The 17,275-nt window shown below is 63.4% G+C and carries 16 protein-coding genes; 3 read left to right on the top strand and 13 right to left on the bottom strand.

Going from position 1 to position 17,275, the window contains the following annotated elements:
* Position 1: 1 nt before the first annotated feature.
* From recO to hemW, 10 genes are all read right to left on the bottom strand, one after another.
* The gene (gene recO / locus HMPREF2635_RS07255) at positions 2–718 is read right to left on the bottom strand and encodes a DNA repair protein RecO (RefSeq protein ID WP_046649039.1); all 717 of its coding nucleotides are present in this window, start codon (positions 716–718) and stop codon (positions 2–4) included.
* A gap of 18 nt (positions 719–736) precedes the next feature.
* Positions 737–1,732 carry a GTPase Era gene (era, locus tag HMPREF2635_RS07250; RefSeq protein ID WP_070513581.1) on the bottom strand — a complete coding sequence of 332 codons (996 nt, stop codon included), beginning with the start codon at positions 1,730–1,732 and terminating at the stop codon, positions 737–739.
* Positions 1,733–2,020: 288 nt separating this feature from the next.
* Positions 2,021–2,362 (bottom strand): hypothetical protein, encoded by a 342-nt coding sequence (locus HMPREF2635_RS13290; protein ID WP_141761689.1) that lies wholly within the window; start codon positions 2,360–2,362, stop codon positions 2,021–2,023.
* Between the two features lie 145 nt (positions 2,363–2,507).
* A complete protein-coding gene (pdxY, locus tag HMPREF2635_RS07245; RefSeq protein WP_070513584.1) occupies positions 2,508–3,356 on the bottom strand; it encodes a pyridoxal kinase PdxY in 849 nt (282 codons plus the stop codon).
* Between the two features lie 116 nt (positions 3,357–3,472).
* A complete protein-coding gene (gene ybeY, locus HMPREF2635_RS07240) occupies positions 3,473–4,048 on the bottom strand; it encodes an rRNA maturation RNase YbeY (RefSeq protein ID WP_070513587.1) in 576 nt (191 codons plus the stop codon).
* Positions 4,045–5,010: a PhoH family protein gene (locus HMPREF2635_RS07235; RefSeq protein WP_046649036.1), complete on the bottom strand. Its 966-nt coding sequence runs from the start codon at positions 5,008–5,010 to the stop codon at positions 4,045–4,047. Before HMPREF2635_RS07235 ends, ybeY begins: the two co-directional genes overlap by 4 nt.
* Before the next feature lie 10 nt (positions 5,011–5,020).
* Entirely contained in the window at positions 5,021–5,761 is a 741-nt protein-coding gene (locus HMPREF2635_RS07230) for a 16S rRNA (uracil(1498)-N(3))-methyltransferase (RefSeq protein WP_070513590.1), read from the bottom strand.
* Positions 5,761–6,903, bottom strand: a complete 1,143-nt coding sequence (dnaJ, locus tag HMPREF2635_RS07225; RefSeq protein WP_070513593.1) for a molecular chaperone DnaJ — start codon at positions 6,901–6,903, stop codon at positions 5,761–5,763. The genes HMPREF2635_RS07230 and dnaJ overlap by 1 nt, the downstream gene beginning before the upstream one ends.
* A gap of 54 nt (positions 6,904–6,957) precedes the next feature.
* On the bottom strand, positions 6,958–7,992 hold the full coding sequence (hrcA, locus tag HMPREF2635_RS07220; RefSeq protein WP_046649033.1) for a heat-inducible transcriptional repressor HrcA: 1,035 nt from the start codon (positions 7,990–7,992) through the stop codon (positions 6,958–6,960).
* A 291-nt stretch (positions 7,993–8,283) separates the two neighbouring features.
* Entirely contained in the window at positions 8,284–9,420 is a 1,137-nt protein-coding gene (hemW, locus tag HMPREF2635_RS07215; RefSeq protein WP_049157273.1) for a radical SAM family heme chaperone HemW, read from the bottom strand.
* Positions 9,421–9,560: 140 nt separating this feature from the next.
* Between hemW and HMPREF2635_RS07210 the strand changes: the two genes are divergently transcribed.
* Both HMPREF2635_RS07210 and HMPREF2635_RS07205 read left to right on the top strand, forming a co-directional pair.
* Entirely contained in the window at positions 9,561–10,934 is a 1,374-nt protein-coding gene (locus HMPREF2635_RS07210; RefSeq protein WP_046649032.1) for a hemolysin family protein, read from the top strand.
* Positions 10,934–12,001: a CNNM domain-containing protein gene (locus HMPREF2635_RS07205; RefSeq protein ID WP_070513595.1), complete on the top strand. Its 1,068-nt coding sequence runs from the start codon at positions 10,934–10,936 to the stop codon at positions 11,999–12,001. The genes HMPREF2635_RS07210 and HMPREF2635_RS07205 overlap by 1 nt, the downstream gene beginning before the upstream one ends.
* A gap of 179 nt (positions 12,002–12,180) precedes the next feature.
* Here the strand turns inward: HMPREF2635_RS07205 and HMPREF2635_RS07200 are convergent, their stop codons facing one another.
* Both HMPREF2635_RS07200 and HMPREF2635_RS07195 read right to left on the bottom strand, forming a co-directional pair.
* Positions 12,181–12,861, bottom strand: coding sequence for a hypothetical protein (locus HMPREF2635_RS07200; RefSeq protein WP_070513599.1), 681 nt, complete (start codon positions 12,859–12,861; stop codon positions 12,181–12,183).
* A gap of 125 nt (positions 12,862–12,986) precedes the next feature.
* Positions 12,987–14,828, bottom strand: a complete 1,842-nt coding sequence (locus HMPREF2635_RS07195) for an AMP-dependent synthetase/ligase (protein ID WP_070513603.1) — start codon at positions 14,826–14,828, stop codon at positions 12,987–12,989.
* A gap of 93 nt (positions 14,829–14,921) precedes the next feature.
* Between HMPREF2635_RS07195 and malQ the strand changes: the two genes are divergently transcribed.
* Positions 14,922–17,021: a 4-alpha-glucanotransferase gene (malQ, locus tag HMPREF2635_RS07190; RefSeq protein ID WP_232751691.1), complete on the top strand. Its 2,100-nt coding sequence runs from the start codon at positions 14,922–14,924 to the stop codon at positions 17,019–17,021.
* Positions 17,022–17,033: 12 nt separating this feature from the next.
* On the opposite strand, the gene HMPREF2635_RS13425 is transcribed toward malQ, so the two are convergent.
* Positions 17,034–17,189: a hypothetical protein gene (locus HMPREF2635_RS13425; protein ID WP_168162657.1), complete on the bottom strand. Its 156-nt coding sequence runs from the start codon at positions 17,187–17,189 to the stop codon at positions 17,034–17,036.
* Positions 17,190–17,275: the final 86 nt, after the last annotated feature.

The following is a 17,275-nucleotide window of genomic DNA, read 5'->3' as shown; positions in this document are numbered from 1 at the left end:
TCTACTGTTCCATGATCCCCAGCGCGCCAACGCTTCGCTCAAGATGCCATTGCAGGTGGGCGCGGGTGAGGCGATGGGCCTCTTGGGCTTGGGCGTTCGTCGGCTGGCTGGGGTGATCGTGAGCGATAAGCCACATGTGGTGCAGGGTTTCCGGGTCCACCTCGGCGGCTCCCGGCGGGCGGCATTGGTGGCAGGCAGCTCCGCCCACGGCCGGGTGGAAGGCGTGGTGGGGGCCGGGCCTTTGGCACTGGGCGCAATCGAAAAGGCTGGGTGCCCAGCCGGCGTGGGACATGGCTTTGAGGAGGAATGCGTCGAGAAGCATGAGCGGATCTCCGTGCTGGAGTTGGTTGAGGATATCGACGCAGGCATCGTAGAGGTAGGGGTCCCCGGGGGCATCGGCGGCGGCGAGGCGCTCGGCGGATTCGAGGGCGGCGCAGGCGGCGGTGTAGCGCTCGTAGTCCTCGATGATGCGCGCGCCGAAGTAGTCAACGGTATCGGCTTGGGAGATGGTGTAGAGGTTGCGGCCGGGATACAGCTGCACGTCGAGGTTGACAAAGAGCTGCAGGCGCGAGCCGAAGCGCGATTTGGCGCGGCGAACACCCTTGGCCACCCCGCGCACGAGGCCGTGGTAGCGGGTCAAGAGCACGATGATGCGATCTGCCTCGCCGAAATCATAGGTGCGGATGACGAGGGCGCGGTCGCGGAAATTCTCGCGCATGTAGAAGCTCGCCAGCTCTTAGAAGCCCAGGCGGCCCAGCGCCTTCGGGTCCGATTGCCAGTTCTTCAAAACCTTAATGCGCAGGTCAAGGTAGACGTTCTGGCCCAGCAGCTGGATGATTTCCTTGCGGGCGGTGCCCACGATGCGGCGGAAGCGGCGGCCATCCTTGCCCTCGATGATGCGCTTTTGGCCGGGGCGCTCCAGGTAGAGGATGGCGTGGACGTTGAGGACGTCTGGGCGTTCCTGGCTGGGCAGGATCTCATCGACCTCGACGGCGACGGAGTGCGGGAGCTCGTACTTCAGGCCGGACAGCGCGGACTCGCGGATCAGCTCGGCGATGCGCTTGGACTGGTCTTCGTCGGTGACATGGTCATCGGGGTAGAACTTGGGGCCTTCGGGGAGGTGGTCCACGATGACCTGGGTCAGCTCATCCAGCTGCACGCGCTCGGTGGCGGAAACTGGGATGACCACGGCATCGGGGTTCTCTTCGGCGAGCAGCTCATGCAGGGCGAGCAGCTGGGCGCCGACTTGGTCCTTGGATGCTTTATCCAGCTTGGTGACGATGCCGATGATGGGGGTCTTCGGGGCGACCTTACGCACGTTCTCCAGGATCCAGCGATCACCGGGGCCAATTTTTTCATCCGCGGGGATGGTCAGGCCGATGACGTCGACGTCGGCGTAGGTGTCTTTGACGACCTCGTTGAGTCGCTCGCCGAGCAAGGTGCGCGGGCGGTGCAGGCCGGGGGTGTCGACGAGGACGATTTGCGCATCCTCGCGGTGGACCAGGCCGCGGATGGGGTGGCGGGTGGTTTCCGGCTGGTCAGCCGTGATGGCGATCTTCTGCCCCACCAGCGCGTTGGTCAGGGTGGACTTGCCGGTGTTGGGACGGCCGACGAAGGACACGAAGCCGGAGTGGAAGCCCTCGGGCGTGTCGGTGTACTGCGAATAGTCGGCGGGGTTGGCTTCGCCCTCGGCTGGTAGGTCGGCGAAGGCGGCATCGAAATCAGTGCTCATATTGCCTCATATCATAACGCAACAGCTGCCGAGTCCCGTTCTTGTTGTAAAGCGCTGCTCTGACTCTCGACGTGCGGCCCCGAGAGCTTCCTGCCGATGCACCGGCAGATGGTCCTTGTAGTTTGGTCCTTCTACTCTGGTCCCTTCTCTGTGCAAAGGGACCATCTGGTGCCGGTTTTCGCGTGCTAAATGGTCCCTTTAGTGTGCGAAGGGACCAGACTAAAGGGACCTTCTGCACTTTCGCGGAGTTTATCCGCCCTGCAGAGGGTTCCAGTCAGACGGTTCTAGTCATAAGGTTTCTTTGCCCCCAAACGAACCATCTAGAGGCCTCCAGAAGGTTTGTTTGCCCCCAAGAGAACCTTCTGACCCGAACCATGTGAGTAGAACCTTATAGCTGGAAACGACATCGTTGAAGGTGGGCCGCGAAAGCAGCAACGAGGTGCGGGTGAAGGTTGGTGGCGCGAGGTTATCCGCCGCATGGCGACTGCGAAAAAGCTTGCGCCACATGGCATCTTGCAAACGGCATCTTCCGAAAGGCGTCTTTGGTAGGAAAAACGCCATCTGGACGCCGCAAAAGGCGTTTTCAGGAGTGAAAACGCCTTCTGACAGATGCCTTCTGCGGGATGCCATTTGCCGGACGCCTTTTGCGGGGCTAAGGATCAGACTGGCGCGCGAGACCAAGCAAAACCAAGGATCAGGCTGGTGCGCGAGACCAAGAAAACCAGACAGAGCCCAAGGCTGCAAAGGCGCGCGGGCAGCGAAAGAGGCGTGAAAGCTAGAGCTCCGTGACCTGGAACTGCAGCTGCGGGTGAGCGAAGACGTCCTGCGACTCGATGAGCAGCAGTTCCTGGGAATCCGCCTCGTAGGTGTTCTGCAGCAAGTCGAAGACGGAAGACGCGGTGCGCTTGAGCGCTTCCTTCGCATCATGCGTCTCCACGTAGTGGCCGGTGAAAAGCGAGGCCGTGACATCGCCCGAGCCGTTGCGCTTGAACGGCAGCTTGGGGGTGGTAACCAGGAAGGCGCGCTCGCCATCAACGGCGAGCATCTCAATCTCGTCCTCGCTGGTCTCTGGGCGCTGCACCGAGGTCACCAGCACAGTCTTCGGTCCGATCTCCTGAGCGCGCTTCACCGCGGCGAGGGTCTGCTTCAAGGTGCCGACCTCGGAGTCCGTCAAGTAGCCCAGCTCAAACTGGTTCGGGGTGATGATGTCCGCGACGGGAACGACCTTATCGCGCAGCAGCGGCGGGATTTCATCGGAGACGAAGCAGCCGGACTTGGCGTTGCCCATCACCGGGTCGCAGGCATAGAGGGCACTCGGGTTAACCGCCTTGATGCGGTTCACGGCATCCACGATGGCGCCGGCGATGTCCGGGCCGCCCTGGTAGCCAGACAAAATCGCATCAATGCGCGGAAAGGCGCCGCGCTTCTCGATGCCGTCCACAATCGCCGTGACCTCTTCCGCCGGGATCATCGGCCCGCCCCAATCGCCATAACCGGTGTGGTTGGAGAAGTTCACCGTGTGAATCGGCCACACCTCATGGCCAGCGCGCTGAAGTGGAAAGACTGCTGCGGAGTTGCCCACGTGGCCGAAGGTGACGTGGGACTGAATGGAGAGGATGTTCATAATCCCCTATTGTGCTACGCCCCACGCAGCACCTCAACGATTGGCCTCATTTAAGCAAACGAACTGCCTGTGTTTGGCCGCAACTGACACAGGCGGTGGGCCCACCCGCATCCGGATTACAGACCGCCGCCGGGGACTTCCTTATCCAGCTCGGCGCGCTCGGCCGCATCCGGGAAGGCCTTCGGGCCAGAAGGCTTGGGCTGGTAGCTCACGCCGCGTGCTGCCAAGTCCTCGTACCAGTCCGCCAGCAGCTCATTCTGCAGGCCAAACATTTCCTTTTCCTCCGCCGCAGTCGTGTGGTCATAGCCCAGCAGGTGCAGGCAACCATGCACGGTGAGCAGAGCCAGCTCGTGGCCCAGTGAGTGGCCGGCGGCCGTGGCCTGGCGCTGAGCGAACTCCGGGCAAAGCACGATATCGCCCAGCATCGCAGGTCCGGCCTCCACCGCGTCGGGGCGGCCAGCCGTAGCACCCGGGGTGAGCTCATCCATGGGGAAGCTCATCACGTCGGTCGGGCCCTCCAGATCCATCCAGCGCACGTGCAACTCCGCGATGGTATCCAGATCCACCGCGGTAATCGTGCACTCGGCATCCGGATTCACGTCGAGGCGGCCGAGGGCGTAGGAGCAGACGTCGATCAGCATCTCCTCGTTGACGCCGTCATAACCGGACTCGTTAATAAACTCGATGCTCATTTCTTCTCCTCCTGCTCAGCAAAGTTATCGTAGGCCTCCACGATGCGCCCGACCAGCTGGTGGCGCACCACATCAGCAGAGCCCAGCTCCGCGAAGTGGATATCCGGCACACCCTTCAGGATGCGGCGAACCAGACGCAGTCCGGAGACCTGGCCACCGGGCAAGTCCACCTGGGAAATATCGCCGGTCACCACGATGGTGGAGCCAAAGCCCAGGCGCGTCAGGAACATCTTCATCTGCGCCGGGGTGGTGTTTTGGGCCTCGTCGAGGATGACGAAGGCATCGTTGAGCGTGCGGCCACGCATATAGGCCAGGGGTGCGACCTCAATGATGCCGGCCTCCATGAGCTTCGGAATCATCTCCGGATCGATCATGTCCCGCAAAGCGTCGTACAGCGGGCGCAGGTAAGGGTCGATCTTGTCGTTGAGGGTGCCGGGCAGAAAGCCCAGCTTCTCCCCCGCTTCAACTGCCGGGCGGGTCAAGATAATGCGGCTGACCTGCTTGGCGCGCAGGGCCTGCACCGCCTTGGCCACCGCCAGGTAGGTCTTACCGGTACCGGCCGGACCGATACCGAAGACAATCGTGTTCTCATCGATGGCCTGCACGTAGCGCGACTGCCCAAGAGTCTTCGGCCGCACAGCCTTACCGCGGCGCGAGACAATATCGGCCGCGAGCGTCTCAGACACGGAAGCGGGAGCATCCACCGTGACAAGGTCCAGAGTGTGCTTAACGGTATCGGTGCTCACCGGATGCCCACGGCGGGCAATCGCCTCGAGCTCCTCTAAGACCTTGCGTGCGCGGGCCACCTCATAGTCCGGGCCGGCGGCGGTGACTGTGGTGCCGCGAGCGAAAAGGTCCACGCCCACGAGGTTGCCCAAAACGCGCAGGTTATCGTCCGCCGGACCGAGCACCGTGGCGAGGTAGGCGGAATCGAGATCAAACTTGGTGGTGATAATAGGCACGCCCAAAAGGCTACCAGCGCGCGGTCAGGGTGCCGATGCTGGCCAACGCCACCATGCTTGCCGACGCCGTCCGCAACACCTCCGGCCCCAACTTGATCGCCGTCGCACCGGCGTCCTGTAGGCGGGCTAGTTCCTCCGCGCCGATGCCGCCCTCCGGGCCCACCAGCAGGTAGATGGTCTCGGCGGAGTCGAGGTCAGCAAGATCCTTGAGCCGAGCCTCGGCGTCCTCGTGGAGGACCAGCGCGCGAGCACCGGAGATTTCCTGGCACAGCTGGCGGGTGGTCAGCGGGCCGCGCACGGCGGGCACGCGCGCGCGGCGCGATTGCTTAGCGGCCGCCACGGCAGCAGATTCCCACTTGGCTAGCGCCTTCGGGGCCTTCTTGGCATCCCACTTGGACACGCAGCGGTCTGCCTGCCAGGCGATGATCTCATCCGCGCCGGCCTGGGTGGCCAGGTCGACGGCCAACTCGGCGCGCTCCGATTTCGGGATGGCCTGGACCACGACCACCCGTGGGGAGGGCTCGGGGAGGATTACGAGGTCGTCGACAAGCGCGGCCAGCGTGTCCTTGCCCTGCGTATCGGTGATGGTGGCGGTGGCGCGGCGCCCGGACCCATCGATCAGGGCCAGGTGCTCCCCTGGTCCCATGCGCTTGACGGTGACCGCGTGGCGGCCCTCCGCGCCATCGAGGCCCACGGGCTGGCCGACCTCGGCGAGGGACAGGTCCGGGTGGAGGAAGACGGGCAGAGACATTAGCGGCGGAACTTGCCTCGGAGGCGGGTAAAGAGGGATTCGCCCTGGTTGTCACCGGCGCGGTGCACCTCGGTGCCACCGTGGCCAGCGGCGCGGACCTTCTCCAGGGCCTCGCGGGTCTTCTTATCCAGGACCGTCGGGATCACCACATCCACGTGGGCGTGCAGGTTGCCAAAGCCATCGGTGCGCAGGCGCGGCATGCCCTTGCCCTGGAGGGTGATGGACTCGCCCGGCTGGGTGCCCGGCGCGATATCGATGGTGAGCTCCTCGCCGTCGAGCTGCTCGACGGTGCAGGAAGAGCCCAAAGCTGCATCCACCATGGGCACGCGAACCGTCAAGTGCAGGTCATCGGCATTGCGCTCAAAGACGGGGTGCGGCTCGGTGTGCACCTCAACGTACAGGTCACCAGCGGGGCCGCCGCCGTGGCCGACCTCGCCCTGGGAAGCCATGCGGATGCGCATGCCATCACCAATGCCGGCGGGGATATTCACCGTAATATCGCGACGCTTGCGCACGCGGCCATCGCCGCCGCAGTGGCCACAAGGATCGGTAACGACTTCGCCGAAGCCGTAGCACTTCGGGCAATCGCGGGTGGTCATCATGTTGCCCAGCATGCTGCGCTGGACCTCCTGAACCTGGCCCATGCCGCCGCAGTGATCACAGGTCACCGGCTTGGACTTGGACTCGGAACCGGTTCCCTCACAGCGGTCACAGATCACAGCGGTATCGACCTTAACCTGCTGCTTCACGCCGCTATAGGCCTCCTCGAGGGTAATGGTGGTGCGCAGGAGCGCATCATCGCCCGGCTGCACGCGGGAACGCGGACCGCGGGAGGCAGCTCCCCCGCCGAAGAACTCGGCGAAGATATCCCCGAGGCCGCCGCCACCGAAACCACCAAAGCCGCCGCCCTGGGCTGCGCGCTCCTCCATGGGGTCACCACCCATGTCCACAACCCGGCGCTTCTGCGGATCCAGCAGAACCTCCTGTGCAAGGGAAGCCTCGCGGAACTTCTCCGCGGCCTCGTCATCGCCCGGGTTCACGTCCGGGTGGTACTTGCGCGCCAGCTTGCGGTAGGCCTTCTTAATCTCGGCATCCGACGCCGACTTTTCTACACCAAGAATGCCGTAGTAGTCACGAGCCACGTACTGTCATCCTTCTATATCTCGTTGATGCTAAATCTAATCCGACGGGCCAGCTTACTCGCCCGCCAGAATTTCACTCACATAGCGTGCAACGGCAGAGACCTTGGAGATTGTTCCCGAGTAGTCCATATACGTCGGCCCCACCACACCGAGCCCGCCGAGTGCTGCGGCCTCCGAGCCGGTGCCGAATCCATAGCGCGTGGCCACGACGGAGGTTTGGCGCAGCTCATCGGCCTCGTTTTCCTCGCCGATGGAGACCGAAACATTGCCCAGGTCTGGCACGCGCGCCAGCAATTTCAGCACCACGACCTGCTCTTCCAGGGCCTCGATGATCGACGGCAGGCCCTCGGGCAGGGCCACGCGGGTGAGGTTAGAGGTTCCCGCCATGATCAGGCGATCGGAGGGCTGTTCGACGAGGGTCTCAATCAGCGTGGTGGCTGCTTTGAGGAGGTGGGGGCGGATGTCGGCTGGGGAGTCGTCGACAAGCGCGGCCAACTCCGCCGAGGCATCGGTGAGCGTCTTACCCTCCAGGGCGGTGTTGAGGATATCGCGCAGGCGGTGGGTCTGCTCGGGGTCGATGACGTCATCGAGCTCCACATTGCGCTGATCGACGCGCCCATTATCCGTAATGAGCACCAGCAGCAGTCGCACCGGTGACAAAGCTACGACCTCGCAGTGCTTGACGCGGGAGACTTTGAGGTTGGGCATCTGCACCACGGCAGCTTGCTTGGTCACTTGGGCCAGCAGCTGGACCGAACGGCGCAGGACGTCTTCCAAATCGACGCCGCCTTCGAGGAAGGTGAGCATGGCGCGGCGCTCGGCCTTGGAGAGCGGCTTGACGTCGTGGAGCGTGTCGACGAACTGGCGGTAGCCCTTCTGCGTGGGCACGCGCCCGGAGCTGGCGTGTTCTTGGGCGATGAGGCCTTCGGCTTCGAGCACGGCCATGTCATTGCGAATCGTCGCCGAGGACACGCCCAGCTGGTAGCGCTCGAGCAGGGCCTTGGAGCCGACCGGCGATTGCGAGGCGATGTAGTCCGCGACGATGGCGCGCAGGACTTCTTGGCGGCGGGCATCGGTGGAGCTAGACATGTCTTTAAGGCTATCCGTTCTGGCGGTCAGGGGTGGAAAAGCTGTGGAAATCAACGACTACGGGCAGGTAGTTCACCGCCGCTTCCAAGTGGTTCTACTCAAATGGTTCGGGTCATACGGTTTACCTGTGCCCAAACGAACCTTCTTGCAGCCCAAGGAAGGTTTGTTTGCCCCCCAAACAAACCTTCTGACTGGAGCCTTTTCACTGGAACCATCTACGAGGGTCGAAGCCAGCCGCTAGTGGGCCAGCTGATGCGGACTTGGAGGCCGGCCCGCAGGTGGGGCAAGCCGCTAACGAGCGGTGTCTTCAGCCACAAGGAGGTCGGTGATGATCCCGTCCGCGAGCAGGCGGCCCGCCTTGGTCACGCGGAGGCGGCCGTCACAAAGCTCGAGCAGGCCGCGCTCAATAAAGCGCGCGGCCACGGGCTCGGCGGCCGGCGCGAGCCAGGACGCCGGGATGCCCTCGCGCAGGCGCAGGCCCAGCATGATGCGCTCGGTGTGGCGGTCGGCGGCGCTGAGCTGCTCGCGCTCCTTGATGGGCAGCTCCCCCTCGCCGACGGCCTTGATGTAAGTCCGCGGGTTCTTCACGTTGAAGAAGCGCTCGTTGCCCAGGTGCGAATGCGCGCCCGGGCCCGCGCCCCACCAATTGCCGTCCATCCAGTAGATGCGGTTGTGCTGGCACTCCCCGCCCGGCTTGGCCCAGTTGGACACCTCATACCACTCGAAACCCTCGGCTTCGAGCGTGGAGGAGATCATCTCATAGCGCCGGGCCAGCACGTCCTCATCCGGGGCCGGAAGCAGACCCTTCGATACCTTGCGGGCCATACGCGTGCCATCTTCCACGATGAGCGAATACGCGCTGATGTGATCCACCCCGGTCTCCAAGGCACGCTCCAAGGTCAGGGCCACATCCGCATCTTCTTCTGTCGGCGTGCCATAAATCATGTCCAAGTTGACGTGCTCGAAGCCCGCATCGATGGCTTCGCGCGCCGCATCGAAGGCCCGGCCCGGCGTGTGGGCTCGCTCCAACACGGCGAGCACCCCCGGGGAGGCGGATTGCATGCCCAGGGAAAGGCGGGTGAAGCCGGCGTCGAGAAGCCCAGCGAAGTACTCCGGCGAGGTGGATTCCGGGTTGGATTCCGTGGTGACCTCCGCGTCCGGGGCGAGGCCGAAGGTGTCGCGAACCTTCGACAAGACACGGCCCAGGCCGTCGGCGCCCAGCAGGCTCGGCGTGCCACCGCCAATAAAAACCGTCTCGGCCTCGCGCCCCACCTGGGCCGCCGCCATCTCCAGTTCCTTCTCCAGAGCAGCCAGATAATCGCTGGTCAGGTCCCCTCCCAGCTCACCCGGGGTATAGGTGTTGAAGTCGCAGTAGCCGCAACGGGAGGCGCAGAAAGGAACGTGAATGTAGAGACCAAAGGGATCCATGGGAACAAAGTATCCGACAGCGCCGTTAAAGCGGTAGTCTATAGTGCAGATTTGCAACCCCGATAGTGAAGAAAGGCCTCTTTTAAGTGGAACCTCCGAGTCGATGTCCCCGCCGCCTCCCTAAGGCGGTGGGGTAAGCCGTGTTATCTGCCATCCTGATGATTGTGGCGGGTTTCGCCGTCATCGCTCTCATTATCGTGGCCAACGCCTACTTCGTGGCGCAGGAATTCGCCTTCATGTCGGTGGACCGCACGCAGCTGCGCCAGCGCGCAGCGACTGGGGATAAGCCCGCGGAGCGCGCCTTAAAGATCACGCAAAAGACATCCTTCATGCTCTCCGGCGCGCAGCTGGGTATCACGATTACCGGCCTGCTCATCGGTTATGTGGCCGAGCCCCTCGTGGGCCAAGGCCTGGGCCAGCTGCTGGGCGGCGTGGGCGTGCCCACGGGTGTATCCGTCGCGGTAGGCACCGTGGCGGCGCTTGCTATTTCGACGGTTCTCACCATGCTCTTCGCCGAGCTCTTCCCGAAGAACTACACCATCGCAGCCCCCATGAAGTCAGCGCTGTGGCTGTCCGCATCGACGATGTGGTACCTCAAGATTTTTGGCTGGCTCATCCACTTCTTCGAGTATTCCTCCAATGCCCTGCTCAAGTTATTCGGCATCGAGCCGGTGGAGGATGTCGATTCTTCTGCCACCACCGATGACTTGGAGTCCATCGTCGATGCCTCCCACGAGGCCGGCGACTTGGATGAGGACACCTACCTGGTGCTCGACCGCCTCCTCGACTTCCCCGAACACGACGTGGGACACGCCATGATTCCGCGCTCGCGCGTGGATGTCATCGAGCCCGAAACCACCATCGGCGAGGTGCGCGAGATGATGTCGGAGAACCACACCCGCTACCCCATCATCGACGATGAACACAATCCCATCGGCGTGGTGCACCTCTACGACGTGCTGGGCACCGAGCTGCCCGCGGCCACCCCGGCCCGCGAAATCATGAAGGCCCCCGTGGTGGTGCCGGAGCTCATGCCGCTTCCCGACGTCGTCACGGAGCTTCGCGACGCCGACGAGAAACTCGCCTGCGTCATCGACGAATACGGCGGCTTCGTCGGCATCGTGACCATGGAGGACTTGGCCGAGGAAATCCTCGGCGATGTCACCGACGAGCACGACCTCGAAGAAACCGAGGAAATCACTGAGCAGGACGAGACGCACTGGATCGTCGACGGTGACACGCCCATCGACGAGGTGGAGCGCGCCATCGGCCACGACCTGCCAGAGGGCGATTTCGAAACCGTCGCCGGCCTGCTCATCGCTCATTCCGGCACGCTGCCGGAGGAAGGCGAAGAGCTTTCCATCGAGCTTGAGGCCGAGCCGGAAGACTGGGTCGATGGCGACGAAGCCCCCATCCGCACGCTCAACGTGCGCGTCGAGGAAATCGACCGCCACGTCCCCTCCGTCCTATCACTCGAGCTGGTGGAGGAATTCCCGGAAGGAGAAGATGACTAATGACTGATACCTGGTGGTTTAACCTCATCGTCACCCTGCTCATCATCGCTGCTTCCGCGTTCTTCGTGGTCATCGAGTTCTCCCTCATGGGCGCTCGCCGCAACCGCTTGGAAGAAACCGCGGAGTCCTCAGCGGCCTCGCGTGCGGGCCTGCGCTCGCTCAACGAGCTGACCATCATGTTGGCCGGCGCGCAGCTGGGCATTACCGCCGCGACGTTCGTCCTTGGTGCGGTGACCAAGCCCTGGGTCCATCACCTCCTGATGAGCCCACTTGAGGCGCTGGGCCTGCCGTTGGGCGTTGCGGACGTCGTCTCCTTCCTCCTTGCGCTGTTCGTCGTGACCTTCCTGCACTTGGTCATCGGTGAGATGGCGCCAAAGTCCTGGGCCATTGCCCACCCGGAAACGGCTCTGCAGCTCATCGCGGTCCCTGCTCGCGGCTTCATTTGGCTCTTCCGCCCGCTGCTGATCTGGATTAACAAGATGGCCAACAAGCTGGTCCGCATGACTGGTGAAGAACCTGTGGACCGCGCCGGTGCAGCCGGCTACGACGCAGAAACCTTGCGCCATCTGGTCGAGCACTCGCGCCTGACGGGCACGCTTGACGACGACTCCGCGAACCAGATCACCGGCGTCATCGAGCTGGAAGCCTCCACCGCGGCCCAGTTGGCCCGCGAGCACGGCTCGGAAATCCTGCCGCTTTCCTCCGATGCCACCGTGGCCGAGCTCCACGAGCTCGTAGTACGCAAGTCCATCATGCGCGTGCTGGTCTACCCGCGTACCTCGCGCATCCCCCGCATCGTCCATGTGCGCGACACCCTGTTGGCGGACCCGGAAACTCCGGTGCTAGATTTCTCGCGCCCCGCACTGGCGGTGGGCTCCTCCTCCACCGTGCAGAAGACGCTGGACCAGATGCGCGCCCGCAATGAGCAGCTCGTCGTCGTGGGCAAGCCCACCAAGGACAAGACGGTGTGGATCCTCACCTGGGATGACATCATGGGCCAGCTGTGGCCGCAGATTACGGAGCAGCTGGACCAGGCCGTGCCGGCGTCGAAGAACCCGGGGGTCTAGCGCTTACGCGCTAAACGGGGGAACACGAAGCTAAGCGTGACACGGAAAGCTAGGCGTGGCACACGAAGCTAGACGTGACACGCTAACAGCGAAAAGCGCCACCGAGAGAGGGAATCTCGGTGGCGCTTTTCTTAGGTAATCCTTGTGTGTTGGCAACAAGGAAGTCTGTGATGCGGCGACTAGGCAGTCGTGGCGGCCTTCTTCTGACGCTTGGCGCGCACACGGGCAACAACGGCGTCGATACGCGCGCGCTCCTCCAGGAAGGGCGGCGGGTTATGCCCGCGCATGGTGCGCACGAAGGCGGGGTGTGCCTCAACGACGGTGTGGCGCCAGGCCTGCACTGCAATGAGCGCGGACTCGCCGGCGCGCTTGTACAGGTTCGGCAGGGAGACCACATCGAGGTTGCGGGCCACGGCGTCGGTTTGCGCCAGCACGTACTCAACCAGCTCGCGCAGGTAGGCGGCCACCGCGGCGGTGCGGCCGCGCAGGGTTTCTGCCAGCTCCGAAACCACAACGGGCGGGCCGGAGATGGGCAGGCCCTCAGCGAGCGCGCGGGCGGTAAGCTGCTTCGGTTCCTCAACGTCGTTGTCGCCGGAGGAGGCAGCCGAGATGGTGCCGGACTTCAGCCCGGAGACCAGCGCGTGGCGCAGGCCGATGAGTTCGCCGACACAACGCCCGGAATCCACGCGGGCGTCCTCGACGATGTCCCCCAGCTCAGCCAAGCAGTCGAGGGAGAGTTCATCATCCCAGTCCTCGATGGCCTCGATGAGGTGCTCAATGTAGTCAACGACTTCGTCGCCGATGTTATAGATTTCTTGGGTCAGCTCACGGTGGCGCAGCTCGGCTGCGATTTTGTGCATAGGCTGCCCTTTCCGCGAGAACCTCTAGTTGAGGTTTAGAGTTTTTCTGACCCCGCTGACTCTATTAGAGATTCTCCCGTGGGTCTGCGCGACACTCCGAAGGAATTCACAGACTCCATCCAGCCTTATTTCTTGCCGGCGTAGAGGCGCTCAATGTCCGCTGCGTAGCGCTGCGCCACGACATAGCGCTTCACCTTCATCGTGGGGGTGAGTTCGTTGCTTTCCTCGGTGAGGTCCTGGTCGAGGATGACGAACTTCTTAATGCCCTCGGCGTGGGAGACCGTAGCGTTGACCTGGTTGATGGCGTCCTGAATATCCGCGCGCAGTGCCGGATCAGCAGCTACCTCACGCATGCCCTTGGTCGCGGAAATGTTGTGATCGGCCTTCCAGCGCTTGAGCGCGTCCTCATCGAGGGTGAGCAAGACGCCGATGAAGGGTTTGCCGTCGCCGACCACCATGGCCTGGGAAATCAGCGGGTGGGAGCGCAGGATATCTTCCATCGGCCCCGGCGAGACGTTCTTGCCGCCGGCGGTGACGATGAGGTCCTTCTTGCGGCCGGTGATAACGAGCTTGCCGTCCTCATCGATTTCACCCAGGTCGCCGGTGTTGTACCAGCCGTCCTGCAGGGAGTTCTCGGTGGCTTCCTCGTTCTGCCAGTAGCCCTTGAAGACGATATCTCCCTTGATCATGATTTCGCCGTCGTCGTTAATGCGCAGCGTCGTTCCACCCAGCGGCGGGCCGACGGTACCGATGGACTGGTCCACGAAGTCCACGGCGGCAGCCGCTGCGGTCTCCGTCAGGCCATAGCCCTCGTAGATGGTCACGCCGATGCCGCGGTACCAGTGCAGCAAGTCCTGCGAGATGGCCGAACCACCGGAGATGCAGTACTTGACCTCGCCGCCCATCGCCTGGCGGATGGCGGAATAGACCAGCTTGTCAAAGGCCTTGTGCTTGGCCTTGAGGACTCGGTTAGGCCCCTCCGGAGTATCCAGCGCCTTGGAGTATTCGATGGCGACCTTTTCAGCTTGGTCGAAGATTGCACCCTTGAATGCGGAGGAGGCGTGGGCCTTCGCGGACGCGCCGTTGCGTACCTTCTCAAACACGCGCGGCACGCCGAGGATCAGGTTCGGGCGGGAGCGCGCGAATTCGATGGTGATGGTGCCGAAATCGGACCAGTGGTTCTGGGAGGCACCGCCGATGGTGACCGCCAGTGACACCGCGCGGCTAAAGACGTGTGCCAAAGGCAGGAAGGTCAAAACGTGCGCACCCGGCACGGCGATGGCACCAATGGGGTTGGTCAGCAGGCCGCGCGCCTCTGCCAGCCAATTGCGGTGGGTCAGCATGCAGCCCTTGGGGCGACCGGTGGTGCCAGAGGTGTAGACCAGCGAGGCGACGTCATCGGTGTTCGTGGCTTCGATGCGCTGGTCGACGGTGTCGTCGCTGATGTCGCGTCCCTCAAACTTCAGCGTATCGATGGCCGAAGAGTTAATCTCTAGCACGCGGCGCAGCTGGGAGGGCGAGCCGTGCAGCTGCGGGGTGCCATCCTCCTGCAGCTTCAGGTGCTTAACCAGCTCGGAGTGCTCGCGGGTTTCCGTAATGGCGAGGATCGCGCCGGAATCCTCAATGATCCACTGGACCTGTGACATCGATGAAGACGGGTACACCGGAACGGAGATAGCACCGGCGGCCCAGATGGCATAGTCCAACAGGGACCACTCGTAGCGGGTGGTAGAAATAAGAGCCACGCGGTCTCCCTGCTCCACGCCGAAAGCGATGAGGCCCTTGGCCACCGCGTAGACCTCTTCCACGAACTCTTTGGCCGTGACGTTGACCCACTCGTAGTTCGCGGGGCGGGTAAACAGCACGCCATGTGGGCGGGCGTGTGCCGTAGCCATCATGGCGGTAAGGCAGGTCTCCCCGTCTTTGATCTCGAACTCCGCTTTCGTATGCGCTTCATTCAAAGTCACAGTTGTGTCCTTTCCCACAAAAATTAAATTCCAGCCCACTCTACCAACCGGATTTCTCCCGCGCGCAGGGAGGGCGTGGCACAATTGGGGGATGTGACTACCCGTGATCTGCTTCAAGAACTTGCCCAACGCCACGGCGTGGCCTGCGAGTACACCGCCCAGAACGGACAGCCCGTGTACGTCAGCGAGGAAACAATTACCTATACGCTGCGCGCACTCGGCGTCTCTATCTCCGACCGTCCGGACGATGAGGAGCTAACCCAAGCCCTGTTCGAGGATTATCTCGAGCGCGCCTCCCGCCCGCTGCCGCCGTGCGTGGTGGCCCGCGAGGGTGCCGAAAAGTCTTTCGTCGTCCACGTCCACGACGGCGACCCCGTCACCGTCACCATCGAGCTGGAAAACGGCGAGACGCGGCCGACTTACCAGGATCCGAACAACGCCCCGGCTGCCGACGTCGCCGGAACCATGTGGGGCGAGGCCAGCTTCCACGTCCCCGGTGACCTGCCCTTAGGTTTCCACAAGCTGCACTTATCCTCGCCCGGCATCGGCGAACACGAATGCCCGCTCATCGTCGTGCCGAACCATCTGAGCACAGCAGATCGCTTCCTCGAGCGCCCCGCCGCGGGCGCGATGGCGCAGTTGTATTCGGTGCGCTCCGAGAAGTCCTGGGGCATGGGCGATTTCGGAGATCTAGCCGAGCTCGCGGAGGTACTGGCTCCGGATTATGACTTCCTCCTTATCAACCCGCTGCACGCGGGCGAGCCAATCCCGCCTGTGGAGGATTCGCCCTACCTGCCCACCACGCGGCGTTTCATCAACCCGATTTACATCCGCATCGAGGATATTCCGGAGCTGAAACAGCTCAGCCCGGAGCTTCAGGAGGACGTCGCCGAGCTCGCCGCCGAGTTCCGCGAGCGCAACCGGTCTGCCGAAGAGATCGACCGCGATTCCATCTTCGAGGCCAAGCTGCAGGTGCTGCAGGAGCTCTTCAACCAGGGAATGACCCCGGAGCGCCGCACCGCCTTCAGCGAGTACCAGCGCCGCGAGGGCCGCGGCCTGCGCAATTTCGCGCTGTGGTGTGCAGAGACTGAACTCTCGCGCCACAGTGGTCGCCGCCACGCGCTGAGCCTCGACGTCAACGACTTAGCCGAGTTCTATTCCTGGCTGCAGTTCCTCTGCGATGAGCAGCTGGATGCCGCCCAGCGCCGCGCGCTCGACGCCGGCATGAGCATCGGGCTTATCACCGATATGGCCGTGGGCATCCACCCCGCTGGTGCCGATGCTGTCAACCTCTCCGAGTACCTGGCTCCCCAGTGCTCGGTGGGCGCTCCGCCGGATGACTATAACCAGCAGGGTCAGGACTGGTCGCAGCCGCCGTGGCACCCGGTCCGTCTGGCAGAGGCCGGCTACGAGCCGTGGCGCGATTTGCTGCGCACGATGCTGGGCAACGCTGGCGGTCTGCGCGTCGACCACGTGCTGGGCTTGTTCCGCCTGTACTGGATCCCGCGCCAGTCCACCCCGCTCAACGGCACCTATGTGACCTATGACTGGGAAGCCATGCTCGGCATCCTCGCGCTCGAGGCCGAGCGCGCCGGCGCGGTCCTCGTGGGTGAGGACCTGGGCACCCTCGAGCCCTGGGTTCAAAATGCATTACGCGATATGGGGGTACTCGGCACCACGATCATCTGGTTTGAGCACGCCAACGAAGGGCCCACCCCGCGCCCGCAGGATCAATACCGCCACATGGCGATGTCCTCTGTAGGCACGCACGATCTGCCGCCCACACTGGCCTACCTGCGCGGCGACCACATCGCACTGCGCGCCCGCCTGGGCCTGTTGACCCGCCCGGTGGCGGAGGAAGAAGCCGAGGATCGCGCGTGGCAGGATGAGGTCAAGGATAACCTGCATGCCTATGGCATGTTGGAGAACCGCGAGAACGAAGAGGACGTGCTGGTTGCCCTGCACCGCTACATTGCGGGAACCCCCTCCGCGCTGACGGTCACCAACGTGGTGGATATGGTCGGTGACGTGCGCGCGCAAAACCAACCGGGCACGACGAAAGATCAGTACCCCAACTGGTGCATCCCGCTGTGCAATACCGCCGGCGAGCCAGTCCTCTTGGAGGATCTACCGAAGCAGGAGCTCTACCAGCGCCTCGCCCAAGCCGCCAAGAGGCCAGGGGACGAACGCTAAAGCGTCGTCCCTTTAAAGGACGACGCCCACCACTGCCACCACGACGATGAGCGCGATCATCAGCCACAGGGTCACGCTCACTCGGGATTTAGGCAGTGCCCGCTTGCGGTGGACGTGTTCGGAGCGCTCGGGGTCCCACAGGCCTTCGCGGTGATCATCGGGAGTCATGGTTCTTCATCCTAGTCACGGGCACAAGCCACGAATACACCCGGTCGATTGCCCACATCAGGAGCCACCCCATGACGGTTGCGGCC

The organism is Corynebacterium sp. HMSC035E02, from assembly GCF_001836065.1.
Classification (GTDB): Bacteria; Actinomycetota; Actinomycetes; order Mycobacteriales; family Mycobacteriaceae; genus Corynebacterium; species Corynebacterium hiratae.
Note: the sequence above shows the minus strand (reverse complement) of the source record. Positions and strands in the feature narration are given on the sequence as shown.